The organism is Kosakonia sp. N21 (genome assembly GCF_050587465.1).
In the GTDB taxonomy this organism is placed as follows: domain Bacteria; phylum Pseudomonadota; class Gammaproteobacteria; order Enterobacterales; family Enterobacteriaceae.
The window spans coordinates 352461-369320 of record NZ_JBOBHR010000001.1; the positions used below are offsets into that span (position 1 = coordinate 352461).

14 protein-coding genes are annotated in these 16860 nt (G+C 53.0%); 10 read left to right on the forward strand and 4 right to left on the reverse strand.

Translation table 11 applies throughout. The annotated features are described in order from the left end of the window. Window positions 1–39 precede the first annotated feature (39 nt). Complete coding sequence (gene pta, locus ACQ3G7_RS01620) at window positions 40–2178, reverse strand: phosphate acetyltransferase (protein WP_430888608.1); 2139 nt, start codon at window positions 2176–2178, stop codon at window positions 40–42. Between the two features lie 78 nt (window positions 2179–2256). Beyond that, window positions 2257–3459, reverse strand: a complete 1203-nt coding sequence (gene ackA, locus ACQ3G7_RS01625) for an acetate kinase (RefSeq protein WP_263100021.1) — start codon at window positions 3457–3459, stop codon at window positions 2257–2259. Window positions 3460–3795: 336 nt separating this feature from the next. Here ackA and yfbV point away from each other — a divergent pair, with 336 nt between their 5' ends. The 4 genes from yfbV to ACQ3G7_RS01645 all read left to right on the forward strand — a co-directional run bounded on the left by yfbV (window position 3796) and on the right by ACQ3G7_RS01645 (window position 7493). Beyond that, complete coding sequence (gene yfbV, locus ACQ3G7_RS01630) at window positions 3796–4251, forward strand: terminus macrodomain insulation protein YfbV (protein WP_061493916.1); 456 nt, start codon at window positions 3796–3798, stop codon at window positions 4249–4251. A gap of 168 nt (window positions 4252–4419) precedes the next feature. Continuing rightward, entirely contained in the window at window positions 4420–4914 is a 495-nt protein-coding gene (locus ACQ3G7_RS01635) for a YfbU family protein (RefSeq protein ID WP_263100022.1), read from the forward strand. Continuing rightward, window positions 4895–5584, forward strand: coding sequence for a sugar phosphatase (locus ACQ3G7_RS01640; protein WP_430888886.1), 690 nt, complete (start codon window positions 4895–4897; stop codon window positions 5582–5584). Before ACQ3G7_RS01635 ends, ACQ3G7_RS01640 begins: the two co-directional genes overlap by 20 nt. A gap of 76 nt (window positions 5585–5660) precedes the next feature. After that, window positions 5661–7493 (forward strand): SLC13 family permease, encoded by a 1833-nt coding sequence (locus ACQ3G7_RS01645; protein ID WP_430888609.1) that lies wholly within the window; start codon window positions 5661–5663, stop codon window positions 7491–7493. A 33-nt stretch (window positions 7494–7526) separates the two neighbouring features. Here ACQ3G7_RS01645 and yfbR read toward each other — a convergent pair whose 3' ends face one another. Continuing rightward, window positions 7527–8126, reverse strand: coding sequence for a 5'-deoxynucleotidase (gene yfbR, locus ACQ3G7_RS01650; RefSeq protein WP_061493920.1), 600 nt, complete (start codon window positions 8124–8126; stop codon window positions 7527–7529). 80 nt (window positions 8127–8206) lie between these two features. Continuing rightward, window positions 8207–9421: an alanine transaminase AlaA gene (gene alaA / locus ACQ3G7_RS01655; protein WP_430888610.1), complete on the reverse strand. Its 1215-nt coding sequence runs from the start codon at window positions 9419–9421 to the stop codon at window positions 8207–8209. A gap of 954 nt (window positions 9422–10375) precedes the next feature. Here alaA and lrhA point away from each other — a divergent pair. The 6 genes from lrhA (at window position 10376) to nuoF (ending at window position 16802) form a co-directional block, all read left to right on the forward strand. Then, a complete protein-coding gene (lrhA, locus tag ACQ3G7_RS01660) occupies window positions 10376–11314 on the forward strand; it encodes a transcriptional regulator LrhA (protein WP_430888611.1) in 939 nt (312 codons plus the stop codon). A 625-nt stretch (window positions 11315–11939) separates the two neighbouring features. Then, window positions 11940–12383 carry an NADH-quinone oxidoreductase subunit NuoA gene (gene nuoA / locus ACQ3G7_RS01665; RefSeq protein ID WP_263100026.1) on the forward strand — a complete coding sequence of 148 codons (444 nt, stop codon included), beginning with the start codon at window positions 11940–11942 and terminating at the stop codon, window positions 12381–12383. Window positions 12384–12398: 15 nt separating this feature from the next. Further along, on the forward strand, window positions 12399–13073 hold the full coding sequence (nuoB, locus tag ACQ3G7_RS01670; RefSeq protein WP_007371088.1) for an NADH-quinone oxidoreductase subunit NuoB: 675 nt from the start codon (window positions 12399–12401) through the stop codon (window positions 13071–13073). An 89-nt stretch (window positions 13074–13162) separates the two neighbouring features. Then, window positions 13163–14965, forward strand: a complete 1803-nt coding sequence (gene nuoC / locus ACQ3G7_RS01675; protein WP_430888612.1) for an NADH-quinone oxidoreductase subunit C/D — start codon at window positions 13163–13165, stop codon at window positions 14963–14965. Window positions 14966–14967: 2 nt separating this feature from the next. Further along, window positions 14968–15468 carry an NADH-quinone oxidoreductase subunit NuoE gene (gene nuoE / locus ACQ3G7_RS01680; RefSeq protein WP_039058775.1) on the forward strand — a complete coding sequence of 167 codons (501 nt, stop codon included), beginning with the start codon at window positions 14968–14970 and terminating at the stop codon, window positions 15466–15468. Next, a complete protein-coding gene (gene nuoF / locus ACQ3G7_RS01685) occupies window positions 15465–16802 on the forward strand; it encodes an NADH-quinone oxidoreductase subunit NuoF (RefSeq protein WP_263100028.1) in 1338 nt (445 codons plus the stop codon). The genes nuoE and nuoF overlap by 4 nt, the downstream gene beginning before the upstream one ends. Window positions 16803–16860: the final 58 nt, after the last annotated feature.

A 16860-nucleotide genomic window follows, 5' to 3' on the forward strand; every position in this document is an offset into this window, starting at 1 on the left:
GCGACCCGCGGGTCGCCTTTTTGTCGCAGAGCAGAAAGATTACTGCTGCGATGCCTGAATCGCGGTCAGTGCGATGGTGTAGACGATATCGTCAACCAGCGCGCCACGGGACAGGTCGTTAACCGGTTTGCGCATACCCTGCAGCATCGGCCCGATGGAGATCAGGTCGGCAGAACGCTGTACCGCTTTATAGGTGGTGTTACCGGTGTTCAGATCCGGGAAGATGAACACGGTAGCGCGACCGGCAACCGGAGAGTTCGGCGCTTTGGATTTTGCCACGTCAGCCATGACGGCGGCGTCGTACTGCAGCGGACCGTCGATAACCAGGTCAGGACGTTTTTCCTGCGCCAGGCGAGTCGCTTCACGCACTTTCTCTACATCGCTACCTGCGCCGGAGTTACCGGTGGAGTAGGAGAGCATGGCCACGCGTGGTTCGATGCCAAACGCGATAGCGGAATCCGCAGACTGAATGGCGATTTCCGCCAGCTGTTCAGCGGTCGGATCCGGGTTGATTGCGCAGTCACCGTAAACATAAACCTGTTCCGGCAGCAGCATAAAGAACACGGAGGAAACCAGTGAACTGCCCGGTGCGGTTTTGATCAACTGCAACGGCGGACGAATGGTGTTCGCGGTGGTGTGAACCGCACCGGAAACCAGACCGTCAACTTCATCCTGCTCCAGCATCAGCGTACCGAGCACCACGTTGTCTTCCAGCTGTTCGCGGGCAACGGCTTCGGTCATGCCCTTGCTCTTACGCAGCTCAACCAGACGGGCAACATAGCTTTCACGCACCACATCCGGATCGACGATTTCGATGCCCGTACCCAGTTCAACGCCTTGCGCGGCGGCAACGCGGTTAATTTCGTCCGGGTTACCCAGCAGGATACAGGTCGCGATACCGCGTTCCGCACAGATAGCAGCGGCTTTAACGGTACGCGGCTCGTCGCCTTCAGGCAGCACAACGCGTTTGCCTGCTTTGCGTGCCAGCTCGGTGAGCTGGTAACGGAAGGCTGGCGGAGAGAGACGACGGCTGCGCTCGGAAGTGGCGGTCAGGGAGTCGATCCACTGTGCGTTGATGTAGCTGGCCACGTATTCCTGAACGTTTTCGATACGCTCGTTGTCATCAACCGGGACTTCCAGGTTGAAGCTCTGCAGGCTCAGGGAGGTCTGCCAGGTGTTGGTGTTCACCATAAAGACCGGCAGGCCGGTGGCGAAAGCACGTTCACACAGTTTGCGGACGCTGGCGTCCATTTCGTAGCCGCCGGTCAGCAGCAGGGCGCCGATTTCCACGCCGTTCATTGCCGCCAGGCAGGCAGCAACCAGCACGTCCGGACGATCAGCGGAGGTTACCAGCAGGGAACCCGGACGGAAATGTTCCAGCATGTGCGGAATGCTGCGCGCACAGAAGGTAACGGATTTCACGCGGCGGGTTTTGATGTCGCCTTCGTTAACGATGGTGGCGTTCAGGTGGCGTGCCATGTCGATCGCACGGGTGGCGATCAGATCGAAGCTCCACGGTACCGCGCCCAGTACTGGCAGCGGGCTGGATTCCTGCAGTTTAGCCGGATCGATGCGCACCACTTTCGCTTTGGACGAGTCGTCGAAAATTTCAGACAGGTCCGGGCGGGTACGACCCTGTTCATCAACCGGGGCGTTCAGTTTGTTAACGATAACGCCGGTGATGTTGGTGTTTTTCGCGCCGCCGAAGCTGTTGCGAGTCAGTTCGATACGCTCCTTCAGCTGTTCCTGTGTGTCGGTGCCCTGAGACATGACGAACACGATTTCGGCGTTCAGCGTTTTCGCGATTTCAAAGTTCAGCGACTGAGCGAACTGGTGTTTACGGGTCGGCACCAGGCCTTCAACCAGCACCACTTCCGCATCTTTGCTGCTTTCGTGGTAGCGCGCGATGATCTCTTCCATCAGCACGTCTTTCTGGTTGCTGGAGAGCAGCGATTCAACGTGGCTCATTTTCAGTGGTTCAGCCGCTGGCAGGCCAGAGTTTGCACGCACGATAGTGGTGGTCTGGTCCGGAGCGTCGCCGCCAGCGCGCGGCTGTGCGATCGGTTTAAAGACGCTCAGACGAACGCCTTTGCGTTCCATAGCACGGATCACGCCAAGGCTGACGCTGGTCAGACCGACGCTGGTTCCGGTAGGGATCAGCATAATAATACGGGACACGGTTAATCCTCTTTCGTTACCGTCATGGTTGACGGGTTACAAAACAGCACCGCCAGCGTTGGCTGGCGGTGTGTGTAATCAGGCAGTCAGGCGGCTCGCGTCTTGCGCGATGACCAGCTCTTCGTTTGTCGGGATAACGACAGCCGGGCGGGTGCCTTCTTTGTTGATAAAGCCAGACTTACCGAAACGGGCAGCCAGGTTGCGCTCGTGGTCAACGTCGAAGCCCAGAACGCCCAGTTTGCCGAGGGACAGTTCGCGCACCATTGCTGCGTTTTCACCGATGCCGCCGGTGAAGACAACCGCGTCCAGACGACCTTCCATCAGCGCAGTGTAAGAGCCGATGTATTTCGCCAGACGGTGGCAGTACACGTCCATGGCGCGTTTCGCGTCTTCTTTATCTTTGTAGTTGTCTTCTACATAACGGCAGTCGCTGGTGACTTCAGTCAGGCCCAGCAGTCCGGACTCTTTGGTCAGCATTTTGTTGATAGCTTCAACGCTCATGCCCAGGGTGTCATGCAGGTGGAAAATGATAGCCGGGTCGATGTCGCCAGAACGGGTACCCATCACCAGACCTTCCAGCGGGGTCAGACCCATGGAGGTATCCACGCATTTGCCGTTGCGGATAGCAGAAACAGAACCACCGTTGCCCAGATGGCAGGTGATGATGTTCAGCTCTTCTACCGGTTTGTTCAGGACTTTTGCCGCTTCCTGAGTCACATAGAAGTGGCTGGTGCCGTGTGCGCCGTAACGACGAACGCCGTGCTCTTTGTACAGTTTGTACGGCAGGGCATAGAGGTAAGACTCTTCCGGCATGGTGGTGTGGAACGCGGTGTCAAACACGGCAACGTTTTTGTCTTTCAGATTCGGGAAAGATTTCAGCGCTTCAGCGATACCGATCAAATGTGCCGGGTTGTGCAGCGGTGCAAAAGAGGCTGCATCTTTGATACCCTGGATAACAGATTCATCGATAACGACGGAGCTGGTGTATTTTTCGCCACCGTGCACGATGCGGTGACCAATTGCGGTCAGCTGTGCAGACAGTTCTGGTTTTTGTGCCAGAATAGTGTTAACGATAAAGTTCAGCGCTTCGCTGTGAGCGGCACCTGCACCTAAAGCCGCTTCTTGTTTACCGCCGTCAATTTTCCATTTGATGCGTGCTTCAGGAAGATGGAAACATTCGGCTAAACCAGAAAGGTACTCGTCACCATTTGCTGCATCGATGATTGCGAATTTCAGTGAGGAGCTACCGCAGTTCAGAACCAGTACTAACTTACTCGACATGGAAGTACCTATTTATGATACGTGGCTAAAAAACGTCAGTGAGTCGCACAGCGTAGCGCAGGTTGACGCTGACATTTATGATTAACATCATGCCGCGAATACTTTCTGGCATGATGGAAGAATACATAAAATTTTAAGCTATTTTGCGCAAATTTCAGGCAGTGGCATAATGAGCTTAAATTTGACGAATTTTAGTTATTCGTCTAATGACCCTGGTAAGGCAGGCACAGGATACCTGATACCTGATGCGATTGACAAAAAATTTTAACGTTGTCATTTGTAGTTGTTGTTTTGCACAAATTTTTTAATTTTTATATGTGAAGTTGAGGTAACGCCATGTCCACTTCAGAGAATCGCCCCGCCAGTTTTTTTAGTTTGTTCCGTCGGGGCCAGCATTATGCGAAGACCTGGCCAATGGAAAAGCGCCTCGCTCCGGTATTTGTTGAGAATCGCGTCATTCGTGCGACGCGTTACGCCATCCGTTTTATGCCGCCGCTGGCGGTGTTTACCCTCTGCTGGCAACTTGCGTTGGGCGGTCAGCTTGGCCCGGCTGTCGCTACTGCGGTATTTGCGCTGAGCCTGCCGATGCAGGGACTGTGGTGGCTGGGTAAACGCTCTGTCACGCCGCTGCCGCCCTCCATACTGCACTGGTTTTATGAAGTGCGCGGAAAACTTCAGGAAGCAGGGCAGGCGCTGGCGCCTGTAGAAGGCAAACCCGATTATCAGGCGTTAGCTGACACGCTTAAGCGCGCGTTTAAACAACTGGATAAAACCTTTCTGGATGATTTGTAATTTCGTCGCCAGCCAATATATAAAAGAAGGCATTATCGGTATGTCTTCTTTTTTTATTTTTCATTTTGTTCCATGCAACACCCCCGGCAAATCAAGAAAGCCATCGTTTTCAGCATGTAAACTCAATACATCTTTTTTAATACGCCGATGTGCCACAGGAGTCGAAAGATGGAAATGACCAATGCCCAACGTCTGATCTTATCCAATCAGTATAAAATGATGACCATGATGGATCCGGCCAATGCGGAACGTTATCGTCGTTTGCAAACCATCATTGAGCGCGGATATGGCCTGCAAATGCGTGAGCTGGATCGTGAATTCGGCGAGCTGAAAGAAGAAACCTGTCGCATTGTTATCGATATTATGGAGATGTACCACGCGCTGCATGTCTCCTGGGCCAACCTCAAAGACACCGCCGCCATTGATGAGCGCCGCGTCACTTTCCTCGGTTTTGACGCCGCTACGGAAGCGCGTTACCTCGGTTATGTACGCTTTATGGTCAATATTGAAGGCCGTTATACCCATTTCGACGCCGGCACTCACGGCTTCAACGCGCAAACCCCGATGTGGGATAAATATCAACGCATGCTGAGCGTCTGGCACTCATGCCCGCGCCAGTACCATCTGAGCAGCAACGAAATTAATCAGATCATTAACGCCTGAGGAGGTGTGTGTGCAGTGCAAAGGATTTCTGTTTGATTTGGACGGCACGCTGGTGAACTCTTTGCCCGCCGTGGAGCGGGCATGGTGCAGCTGGGCTGACAGATTTGGCATCGCACACGATGATGTGCTGAATTTCATCCACGGCAAACAGGCCATTACCTCGCTGCGGCACTTTATGGCAGGCAGATCGGAAGCGGAGATCGCGGCCGAGTTTACTCGCCTGGAGGAGATTGAAGCGGCGGACACCGACGGTATTACCCCTTTGCCTGGCGCAATTGAACTGTTAAACCATCTCGATGCCGCCGGTATTCCGTGGGCCATTGTGACGTCTGGCTCTGTACCGGTTGCCCATGCGCGCCACGGCGCCACCGGGCTGCCCACGCCGAAAGTGTTCGTCACTGCCGAACAGGTGAAGCGCGGTAAACCCGAGCCGGACGCCTATCTGCTGGGGGCGAAGCTGTTAGGGTTGCCTGCGGAAGAGTGCGTCGTGGTTGAGGATGCAGCGGCAGGCGTGCTTTCCGGCCTTGCGGCAGGTTGCCACGTCATTGCGGTGAATGTGCCGCAGGATGCGCCCCGGCTCGATGAAGTGGACTTCGCACTGACACGCCTTGATGCGCTGGTGGTGGCAAAACAGCCCGATGGAACGGTGAATGTAACGCTGAAGGCCTGATCTCATGATTTAACCCCACATTTGTGGGGTTTTTTTATGGCACTATTTTCTCACTATCAACTGACAAGGATACGTTGTGAACGGTGAACTGATCTGGGTTTTGTGTCTGTTGGGTATCGCCGTTGTGCTTTTCGCAACGGGCAAAGTACGCATGGACGCGGTAGCACTGTTTGTGATTGTTGCTTTTATTCTGAGCGGCACGCTGACGCTATCGGAAGCCTTTTCCGGTTTTAGCGATCCTAACGTCATTCTGATCGCCGCACTGTTTATTATCGGCGATGGCCTGGTTCGCACCGGCGTGGCAACCAATATGGGCACCTGGCTGGTGAAAATGGCCGGCAGCAGTGAAAGTAAAATGCTGGTGCTGCTGATGCTGACCGCGGCCGGTCTTGGTGCCTTTATGAGCTCCACCGGTGTGGTGGCGATTTTTATCCCCGTTGTGCTCAGCGTGTCGATGCGCATGCAAACCTCGCCTTCGCGTTTGATGATGCCGCTCAGTTTTGCCGGGTTAATCAGCGGCATGATGACGCTGGTTGCCACACCACCAAACCTGGTTGTTAACAGTGAGTTACTGCGGGAAGGGTTGCAGGGATTCGGTTTTTTCAGCGTCACGCCGTTAGGTCTGGTGATCCTGCTGCTCGGCATCATTTATATGCTGCTGATGCGTTTTATGCTGAAAGGCGAAGAGGAAGGTGTACTGCGCGAGGGCTGGAGACACCGTACTTTCCGCGATCTGATCAAAGAGTATCACCTCACCGGCCGGGCGCGTCGCCTGGCTATCCGTCCTGGTTCGCCGATGATTGGCCAGCGTCTTGATGATTTGCGGCTACGTGAGCGCTATGGTGCAAACATTATTGGTGTTGAACGCTGGCGGCGTTTTCGGCGGGTGATCGTCAATGTGAATGGGGTTTCTGAATTCCGCGCCCGCGATGTGCTGTTGATCGATATGTCTGCCGCAGAGGTCGATCTGCGCGAGTTCTGTGCTGAGCAACTTTTAGAGCCGATGATCCTGCGCGGTGAATATTTCTCCGATCAGGCGCTGGATGTTGGCATGGCGGAAGTGACGCTTATTCCGGATTCGGAATTAACCGGTAAAACGGTGCGCGAAATCGGCTTTCGTACTCGCTATGGCCTGAATGTTGTGGGCCTGAAGCGCGATGGCGAAGCCCGGGAAGGGGCCGTTACGGATGAACCCTTGCAGTTGGGCGATGTCATTCTGGTGGTGGGCAACTGGAAACTCATTAGCCAACTGGGTTCGCACGGTCGCGATTTTGTGGTGCTGAATCTGCCTGTCGAAGAGAGCGCAGCGTCTCCGGCGCATAGCCAGGCGCCGCATGCGATCTTCTGCCTGATGCTGATGGTGGCGCTGATGCTGACAGACGAAATTCCCAATCCGGTTGCGGCGATTGTTGCCTGTTTGCTGATGGGTAAATTCCGCTGTATTGATGCTGAAAGCGCGTATAAAGCGATCCACTGGCCAAGCATTATTTTGATTGTCGGGATGATGCCGTTTGCACTGGCGCTGCAAAAAACCGGCGGTGTGGATTTGGTGGTAAAAGGGCTGATGGATGTGGGAGGCGGTTACGGGCCGCACCTGATGCTGATCTGTCTGTTTATGATGTGTGCGTTGATCGGCCTGTTTATTTCTAACACCGCGACGGCGGTACTGATGGCGCCTATTGCGCTGGCGGCGGCAAAATCAATGGGGGTTTCACCCTATCCGTTTGCCATGATGGTGGCGATGGCCGCGTCGGCTGCGTTTATGACGCCGGTCTCCTCACCGGTGAATACGCTGGTGTTGGGGCCTGGCAACTATCAGTTCAGCGATTTTGTTAAAATCGGCGTGCCGTTCACCCTGTTGGTAATGGTGGTTTGCGCGCTGCTGATCCCGGTGCTGTTTCCATTTTGAACAGTCAGCCGGGATCGCCCGGCTGACGGCTTATTACAGTGGCGAGTCCTCGCTGATTTCATCCAGCGAGAGATGAAAACTTGGCACGAACACCTGCATGAAGTAATCCATTTCCGGGCTACGGCGGGCGTCCAGCGTCTTCTCCAGACGCGTTTTTGCCAGCCCGAATTCATTATTGCCAGCGGAAAGTTCCTCCAGACATTTCAGATACGCACACAGGGCATCTGCCTGTTTCACCAGCGCTTTTTCTTCTTCGCTGTAGTGACGTTCATCGATCAGCGGGGTAAATACATCCCGCAGCTCTTCCGGAATCATTTCAACCAGTTTTTGCTGGGCAATTTTCTCAATGGCTTTGTATTCCTGCGCAATCTGCGAGTTGAAATACTTCACGGGCGTGGGGAGATCCCCGGTCAGTACTTCCGAGGCATCGTGATACATCGCCAACAGTGCAATACGCTCGGCATTCACCTGTCCGTTGAATTTGCGGTTTTTGATCACCGCCAGCGCATGGGCGACCATCGCCACCTGCAGGCTATGCTCTGACACATTTTCCGTGCGCACGTTGCGCATCAGCGGCCAGCGATTGATGAGTTTAAGGCGGGAAAGATGCGCGAAGAAATGACTCTGACTCATAGTTAACCTTGTCTGTGACTGCGACCTGAGTCATTGTGCGCAGAGAGTGGGGGAAGATGCAAATCCGCCCCCCACAGTCCTTACTGATGGTAACCGGAAAGGAAACGACCAAAACGGGTAATGGCCATTTCCAGATCGTCTTCACGCGGCAGGGTTACAATACGCACATGATCCGGCCACGGCCAGTTAAATGCCGACCCTTGTACCAGCAGCACTTTTTCTTGCAGCAGGAAGTCGAGCACCATTTTCTGATCGTCATGAATATTAAAACGTTTTGCGTCGATTTTCGGGAACATATACAACGCACCGTTTGGCTTCACGCAGGAAACGCCAGGAATGTCGTTGATCAACTCCCAGGCGCGGTTGCGCTGTTCGTACAGACGACCGCCCGGCACAATAAACTCGCTAATACTCTGGTAACCGCCAAGCGCTGTCTGAATGGCGTGCTGTGCCGGTACGTTGGCGCACAGGCGCATTGAGGCCAGCATCTCCAGCCCTTCAATATAGCCTTTGGCGTGCTTTTTCGGCCCGCTCAATACCATCCAGCCCTGGCGGAATCCGGCCACGCGGTAAGTTTTGGACAGACCATTAAACGTGATGGTAAACAGGTCCGGCGCCATCGCCGCGATTGAGTGGTGTTCAGCGTCGTCGTAGAGGATTTTGTCGTAGATTTCGTCAGCAAAAATGATCAGGTTATGCTGACGCGCAATCTCAACAATCTCCATCAGCAGCGCTTTTGAGTAAACCGCGCCGGTAGGGTTATTCGGGTTGATGATCACAATGCCGCGGGTGCGAGGGGTGATTTTCGCGCGAATGTCATCGAGGTCAGGGAACCAGTCCGACGACTCATCACATAAGTAGTGCACGGCTTTCCCGCTGGAGAGTGATACTGCAGCGGTCCACAGGGGGTAGTCCGGAGCGGGAACCAGCATTTCGTCGCCGCTGTTCAGCAGCGCCTGCATCGACTGCACAATCAGTTCAGAAACACCATTGCCTATATAAATGTCTTCGACAGTGACTTCGCGCATCCCGCGCGCCTGATAGTGCTGCATGATTGCTTTGCGGGCCGAGTACAGCCCTTTGGAATCGCAGTAACCTTGCGCGCCAGGCAGATTACGAATCACATCGACCAGTATTTCATCCGGCGCCTCGAAGCCAAAGGGGGCAGGGTTACCGATGTTAAGTTTAAGAACCTTATTGCCTTCTTCTTCCAGTCGCTTTGCTTCTTTCAGAACCGGACCACGGATGTCGTAACAGACGTTATCTAATTTGCTGGATTTTTCGATGGAGGACATGAACCTTTGACCTTTTAGCTAGAGTTTGTCACTGCCTGCCGTGGAAGTGAGCACGGAACAATGTACTCCCACGTCCGTCGGTTTTGAAGGGTCAGCAGGAGAAGATTTTGTCTTAACTCTTTTTGAGTTAACGACTTTTTAACTGTTGTGTTGGCTATTTGTCTGTTGATTAGACTGTTTTTTCACTTACGACTGGTTGTTGGTATTGATATCATGTCTTTGTCTATTATTTTGTGTTGTTAAAATCCATTTGTTCAGTATGTGTTTGGCATGATGATGCTCTGGCCAGGGCGTTTTCTACGAAAAATCTGAATGATGGCGTGGGGGAATCATCATTTCTGGTAGGGGGAAAGAGGGGGAGGTGTGAGCGCAATGTTAAGCATTATTAATAGTTGGACTGATCCTCAAATAATAGCTATTTAATATTGAGAATGGGAACTATGACTATCATTAATATTAATATAACTAAGTTGGGTATCATGTCATTTTTTTGGCTTAAGATTATCCGCAATAATGCTTATAAATATAAGGGTTTTAGGTTAAACTTAGAGGTGCTGGAAATGGTTCATAAGCAAAAGGCCTTGCCTTTTCTGTGGGATATTTCTTAATTTTAGTTATTTGTTATTAATGGTTTTTACTCCCAATCAGTCATATGAACTGGTTGTATATGACGCCTGTGCTATGTATGGCCGCGAATGTTGCGTAAAAATGTTTTTCCTTAAAAGGATTAACACGTTTTGGCATGGTTTATATATCTAAAAGGAATGGGAGTATGCAAAATAAAGTCATTGAGTTCAGCCTGCCTCAGACAGCGAACTATAAACACAGAACTTAAAGTCAGGGTGATACTGGTCTTGACTTTGCAGGATGCACTTTTTAAATGGAATTACTTAATCTTACGAGCACAGCATAAACCCGGGTAACTCCGCGCGAGCAACCCGTAAGTGAAAAATTATGATAAATGCAAATCGTCCGATACTGAATCTCGACCTCGATCTGCTGAGAACATTCGTTGCGGTCGCTGATCTTAACACCTTTGCTGCGGCGGCTGCCGCAGTCTGTCGCACCCAGTCTGCTGTAAGTCAGCAAATGCAGCGACTGGAGCAGTTAGTGGGAAAAGAACTTTTCGCCCGTCATGGTCGTAATAAACTCTTGACCGAGCATGGTATTCAGTTACTGGGCTATGCAAGAAAGATTTTACGTTTCAATGATGAAGCCTGTACATCGTTGATGTTCAGCAATCTTCAGGGGGTACTTACTATTGGCGCTTCTGATGAATCCGCCGATACTATTCTGCCGTTTCTGCTTAATCGTATAAGCTCGGTATATCCGAAACTGGCGCTTGATGTTCGCGTCAAACGCAATCCTCTCTCCGGCGATCGTCTGCAGGATCACGACGTTGATCTTGTGGTGACAACCCATCGCTCCGGGCAATTTGATGCAATGACGCTACGCACCTCGCCAACCCACTGGTACTGTTCTGCAGAATATGTGCTGCAAAAAGGCGAAGCGGTGCCGCTGGTATTGCTGGATGAGCCCAGCGCGTTTCGCGATATGGTGATCAACGCACTGAATGATGCCGACATCCCCTGGCGGATGGCCTACGTTGCCTCCACGCTTTCTGCCGTTAAAGCGGCGGTAAAAGCGGGGCTGGGCGTGACCGCGCGGCCGGTGGAAATGATGAGCCCGGAATTGCGCGTGTTGGGGCGGGCTGATGGTTTGCCGATGCTGCCCGATACGGAATACCTTCTTTGCTATAACCCGCATAGTCAGAATGAACTGGCGCAGGTTATTTTCCAGGCGATGGAGCATTATCAGAATCCCTGGCATTACGGAAGCAGTACCACCGAAGGGGGAGGTGACTCCCTCATTATTGAAGGGGACTTTGGATAACATTCGCTCCAAAATCTCGTAACAAAATGTAAGTGCAAAAATGAACCACTGACAGGAAAATTAATGCCATTGGTTCATTTTTTGAACAAATAATGATCAAGTGAATTATTGATCAAATAAATGATTATTTTTTTCAATACGTTAATCCCCTTCACAGCAAAATATCCCTTTATCAACTATAGTTTTTCATACCTTCTGTTCATGTTAAAAATCACACCGGATTGTTGCCGTTTTTAGTGATGAATTAACAAAAGCGTGTCACAGATCAAGAAAATACTCCCGCAGAGGGGGAGGAATCCGGACAAAATCCTGTCAAAATGGGAGGGTAATATTGATGAAAACTCACAACGGACACGATTCAACACCGGTTTTTTTTTCGGTAAAGCTCGAGGCTGAACACGAAAACGGCATTAAATGTTAATGGATTGCTGCCGATGTAAACTAATGTGAGTAAACTTTTGTTAAAGTTGACAAAAGGTTATAGAAAGGAGTAAAAACCCACATCGTTTAGCTGTACTTGCTATTTACACAGTAAATGTGTGGTTTTTTATTCCTCCCCGTGAATCGATGTGGCGTCATCTGCCAGCAAGAGCAGAGGTTTTAACGCTACCTTTTGAGTTAAGCAATGCGTATGTCAACATCCACTGAAATCATCGCTCATCATTGGGCATTCGCTATCTTTCTTATTGTCGCCATCGGCCTGTGCTGTTTCATGCTGATTGGCGGTCGGTTTTTAGGCGGTCGCGCGCGCGCGAGGCACAAAAACGTTCCTTTCGAATCGGGTATCGATTCTGTCGGTTCCGCTCGTTTACGCCTGTCCGCCAAGTTCTACCTGGTGGCCATGTTCTTCGTCATCTTCGACGTTGAAGCGCTCTATTTATTCGCATGGTCAACCTCCATTCGCGAGAGTGGTTGGGTCGGTTTTGTCGAAGCCGCAATTTTCATTTTAGTGCTGCTGGCTGGTCTTGTTTATCTGGTGCGTATTGGCGCGCTGGACTGGACGCCCGTGCGTTCGCGCCGCGAGCAAATGAATCCAGAGACCAACAGCTACACTGACAGTCAACGCTAACCGCGAGGCAATAAGATGGATTATACGCTCACCCGCATAGATCCTAACGGTGAGAACGACCGTTACCCCCTGCAAAAACAGGAGATCGTAACCGACCCCCTGGAACAAGAGATCAACCGTAGCGTGTATATGGGCAAGCTCGAAAATGCCCTGCACGATATGGTGAACTGGGGCCGTAAAAACTCAATTTGGCCTTATAACTTTGGCCTGTCATGTTGCTATGTAGAGATGGTGACGTCGTTTACTGCGGTGCATGACGTTGCGCGTTTTGGTGCAGAAGTGCTGCGCGCCTCTCCTCGTCAGGCCGACCTGATGGTGGTGGCGGGTACCTGCTTTACCAAGATGGCGCCGGTTATTCAGCGTCTTTACGACCAGATGCTTGAACCGAAGTGGGTTATCTCCATGGGAGCCTGCGCGAACTCCGGTGGCATGTATGACATCTATTCTGTTGTGCAGGGCGTCGACAAATTTATCCCGGTGGATGTGTACATCCCAGGCTGCCCGCCGCGTCCAGAAGCCTATATGCAGGCGCTGATGCTGTTGCAGGAATCGATCGGCAAAGAACGTCGTCCGCTCTCATGGGTGGTAGGCGATCAGGGCGTTTACCGCGCCAATATGCAGTCTGAACGCGACCGTAAGCGTGGCGAACGCATCGCCGTGACCAATCTGCGTACGCCGGACGAGATTTAATTTGCGCCTGTGGGTAGTGGAAAAAACTTCGCATTTCAATAATCCAATAACGCGAAGCCATACCTGACAGTCACCACGGACCCTTTGCAATGGTGAACAATATGACCGATTTAACTGCGCAAGAAGCCGCATGGCAGACCCGGGATCATCTGGATGATCCGGTCATTGGCGAGTTGCGCAACCGTTTTGGGCCGGATGCCTTTACCGTTCAGGCGACCCGCACCGGGGTACCCGTAGTCTGGGTTAAGCGTGAGCAATTACTGGAAGTTTTCGATTTTTTAAAGAAACTGCCGAAGCCTTACGTCATGCTGTTCGACCTGCACGGCATGGACGAACGTCTGCGCACTCACCGCGCCGGTTTGCCCGCCGCGGATTTTTCCGTTTTCTATCACCTGATTTCTATCGATCGCAACCGCGACATCATGCTGAAAGTGGCGCTGTCGGAAAACGATCTGAATCTGCCGACTATTACCAAAATCTTCCCGAACGCCAACTGGTATGAGCGTGAAACCTGGGAGATGTTTGGCGTAACCTTTAACGGTCACCCGCACTTGACGCGCATTATGATGCCGCAGACCTGGACGGGTCATCCATTGCGTAAAGATTACCCGGCGCGCGCCACCGAATTCGATCCGTTTGAGCTGACCAAAGCCAAGCAGGATCTGGAGATGGAGTCGCTGACCTTTAAACCGGAAGACTGGGGCATGAAGCGCGGTACCGACAATGAGGACTTTATGTTCCTCAACCTCGGGCCGAACCACCCCTCCGCGCACGGTGCGTTCCGCATTATTCTGCAACTGGATGGCGAAGAGATCGTCGATTGCGTACCGGACATCGGTTACCACCATCGCGGTGCGGAAAAAATGGGTGAGCGCCAGTCCTGGCACAGCTACATTCCTTATACCGACCGTATCGAGTACCTCGGCGGCTGCGTCAACGAAATGCCTTATGTGCTGGCGGTGGAAAAACTGGCGGGCATCACGGTGCCGGATCGCGTTAACGTCATCCGCGTGATGCTCTCTGAGTTGTTCCGCATCAACAGCCACCTGCTGTATATCTCAACCTTTATTCAGGACGTAGGCGCGATGACGCCGGTGTTCTTCGCCTTTACCGATCGTCAAAAAATCTACGATCTGGTGGAAGCAATTACCGGTTTCCGTATGCACCCGGCCTGGTTCCGCATCGGCGGCGTCGCGCACGATCTGCCGCGTGGTTGGGATCGACTGCTGCGCGAGTTCCTCGACTGGATGCCAAAACGTCTGGCTTCCTACGAGAAAGCGGCGCTGCGTAACACCATTCTGAAAGGCCGCTCCCAGGGCGTTGCCGCTTACGGCGCAAAAGAGGCGCTGGAGTGGGGCACCACCGGCGCTGGCCTGCGTGCAACCGGTATCAACTTCGACGTGCGTAAAGCACGCCCGTACTCCGGTTACGAGAACTTTGACTTTGAAGTGCCGGTGGGCGGTGGCGTCAGCGACTGTTACACCCGCGTGATGCTGAAAGTTGAAGAGCTGCGCCAGAGCCTGCGCATCCTTGAGCAGTGCCTGAACAACATGCCGGAAGGCCCGTTCAAAGCGGATCACCCGCTGACCACGCCGCCGCCGAAAGAGCGCACGCTGCAACATATCGAAACCCTGATTACTCACTTCCTGCAGGTTTCGTGGGGCCCGGTGATGCCGGCAAACGAATCCTTCCAGATGATCGAGGCAACCAAGGGTATTAACAGTTACTACCTGACCAGCGATGGCAGCACCATGAGCTACCGCACTCGCGTTCGTACACCGAGCTTTGCGCACCTGCAGCAAATCCCGTCGGCGATCCGCGGCAGCCTGGTCTCTGACCTTATCGTTTATCTGGGTAGTATCGATTTTGTTATGTCAGATGTGGACCGCTAATTATGCACGAGAATCAACAACCACAAACCGAGGCTTTTGAGCTGAGTGCGGCAGAGCGTGAGGCAATTGAGCACGAAAAGCACCACTACGAAGACCCGCGTGCGGCGTCCATTGAAGCGCTGAAAATCGTTCAGAAGCAGCGTGGCTGGGTGCCGGATGGCGCGATTTATGCCATTGCTGATGTTCTGGGGATCCCGGCGAGCGACGTTGAAGGCGTGGCGACATTCTATAGCCAGATCTTCCGCCAGCCGGTAGGCCGCCACGTTATTCGCTATTGCGACAGCGTGGTGTGTCATATCACCGGGTACCAGGGCATTCAGTCGGCGATTGAAAGTCACCTGAAAATCAAGCCAGGCCAGACCACGTTCGATGGTCGTTTTACGCTGCTGCCGACCTGCTGTCTGGGCAACTGCGACAAAGGCCCGAACATGATGATTGATGAAGACACCCACAGTCATCTTACACCGGAAGGGATCCCTGATTTACTGGAGCGGTATAAATGAAAACAGTTATCCGTACTCCCGAAACCCATCCGCTGACCTGGCGTCTGCGTGATGACAAACAGCCGGTGTGGCTGGACGAGTATCAGAGCAAAAATGGCTATGCCGGTGCGCGTAAAGCGTTGACGGGCATGGCGCCGGACGAGATCGTCAATGCGGTAAAAGACTCCGGTCTGAAAGGCCGCGGCGGCGCGGGCTTCTCCACGGGGCTGAAGTGGAGTCTGATGCCGAAAGATGAATCCATGAATATCCGCTACCTGCTGTGTAACGCGGATGAAATGGAGCCGGGCACCTATAAAGACCGCCTGCTGATGGAGCAACTGCCGCACCTGCTGGTGGAAGGCATGCTGATCTCGGCATTCGCGCTGAAAGCGTACCGTGGCTATATCTTCCTGCGCGGCGAATACATTGAAGCGGCGGTTCACCTGCGTCGCGCCATTGCCGAAGCGACGGAAGCCGGACTGCTGGGTAAAAATATCCTCGGCACCGGTTTTGATTTTGAGCTGTTCGTGCATACCGGCGCCGGGCGTTATATCTGTGGTGAAGAGACCGCGCTGATTAACTCGCTGGAAGGCCGCCGTGCTAACCCGCGTTCCAAACCGCCCTTCCCGGCAAGCTCCGGCGCGTGGGGGAAACCGACCTGTGTTAACAACGTCGAAACCCTGTGCAACGTCCCGGCAATCCTGGCGAACGGCGTTGAGTGGTATCAGAACATTTCGACCAGCAAAGATGCTGGCACCAAGCTGATGGGCTTCTCCGGCCGCGTGAAAAACCCCGGTCTGTGGGAACTGCCGTTCGGCACCACGGCACGCGAAATTCTTGAAGATTACGCGGGCGGCATGCGCGATGGCCTGAAGTTTAAAGCCTGGCAGCCGGGCGGCGCGGGTACTGACTTTCTGACCGAAGCACACCTCGACCTGCCGATGGAGTTCGAAAGCATCGGTAAAGCGGGAAGCCGTCTGGGCACATCGCTGGCGATGGCCGTTGACCACGAAATCAATATGGTTTCGCTGGTGCGTAACCTGGAAGAGTTCTTCGCCCGCGAATCGTGCGGTTGGTGTACGCCATGCCGCGACGGCCTGCCGTGGAGCGTAAAAATCCTGCGAGCGCTGGAGCGCGGTGAAGGCCAGCCCGGAGATATCGAGACACTTGAGCAACTGTGTCGACAACTCGGGCCGGGTAAAACCTTCTGCGCGCATGCGCCAGGTGCGGTAGAACCGTTACAGAGCGCGATTAAATATTTCCGCGAAGAGTTTGAAGCGGGCATCAAACAGCAATTCAGCAATACCCATGCGATTGGCGGTATCCAGCCAAACTTGCTGAAAGCGCGCTGGTAATGGTTCTCCCCTCATCCTGAACCGGTGAGGGGACGCGAACAGAATTTTGATTAACTCT